This is a genomic window from Saccharopolyspora sp. 6V (assembly GCF_020176785.1).
Lineage (GTDB): Bacteria > Actinomycetota > Actinomycetes > Mycobacteriales > Pseudonocardiaceae > Saccharopolyspora_C > Saccharopolyspora_C gregorii.
The window spans coordinates 1-945 of the sequence record NZ_JAIUKB010000231.1 but is presented as its reverse complement, the minus strand read 5'-3'; the positions used below and the strand labels follow the sequence as shown (position 1 = coordinate 945).

The 945-nt window shown below is 72.9% G+C and carries 1 protein-coding gene; it reads left to right on the top strand.

The genetic code is table 11. The features are described from left to right. Window positions 1-317 precede the first annotated feature (317 nt). On the top strand, window positions 318-749 hold the full coding sequence (mraZ, locus tag LCD35_RS29665; protein WP_224963322.1) for a division/cell wall cluster transcriptional repressor MraZ: 432 nt from the start codon (window positions 318-320) through the stop codon (window positions 747-749). The last annotated feature ends 196 nt before the right edge of the window (window positions 750-945 follow it).

Genomic DNA, 945 nt, shown 5'->3' with positions numbered 1-945 from the left:
TGAGCCCGGGCGGGGCGGCGTTCCGGCGCGCCGGGCGGCCGGCCGGCGGGTGCGCCGGGCCCGGCTCCCCCACCCGCCCCCCACCCGGGGCGGCTTTCCTTCAGAGGGCCGCTAGCTGGGCAAACGTCCGACTCGCCGCGGCGTGTCGGACGGTGTTCCAGGTTGACGGTGGAGTGGAGTGGGGTACTGTGGCGCTCGGTGGGGCAGACGGGGGCTCCGCCCGGCTCCGGGGAGTGCGGGGTGGTCGGCAGCGCCGGTCTCCCGGCAGGACGGAGTCGTCGGACCCGGAGCGGTCCGGGAGGGGGAGGTGGACCGGGATGTTCCTCGGCACCCACAACCCCAAGCTCGACGACAAAGGGCGTTTGACGCTGCCGGCGAAGTACCGGGACGCACTGGCAGGGGGGCTGATGGTCACCAAAGGACAGGACCACTGCCTGTACGTCTTCCCGCGCGCCGAGTTCGAGCAGATGGCCCGCAAGGTCGCCGAGGCCCCGCTGACCAACGAGTCCGTCCGCGCCTACCAGCGGTACCTGTTCGCGGGCACCGACGAGCAGCGCCCGGACGGGCAGGGGCGGATCCCGATCGCGGCAGAGCTGCGCCGGTACGCGGGCCTGGAGAAGGAATGCGTGGTCATCGGCGCGATCAACCGGCTGGAGATCTGGAACTCCGAGAGCTGGCAGAGCTACCTCGACGCGCACGAGGAGAGCTACGCGCAAGCCCGGGAGGAGGTCCTGCCCGGGATCTTCTGACCGTCCCGGTGGCGTGAGGCCTCGGTCCGCTCACGTGTCCTGGTGCACCTTCCCCGGCGCCAGAACACCCGGAGCGGACTGGGACCTGGGGCCACCGGTCGCGGTGGATCTCGACGGACGGACGTCGTCCACAACGGACAGCAGTGGCCGCCGCGCGCGGGGCGCGCGGCGGTGGTGATCGGGCCGGTGCGCGCAC

Excerpts from the sequence above, each read along its gene's own strand:
- mraZ (WP_224963322.1), top strand. The coding sequence starts at position 318 with ATGTTCCTCGGCACCCACAACCCCAAGCTCGACGACAAAGGGCGTTTG.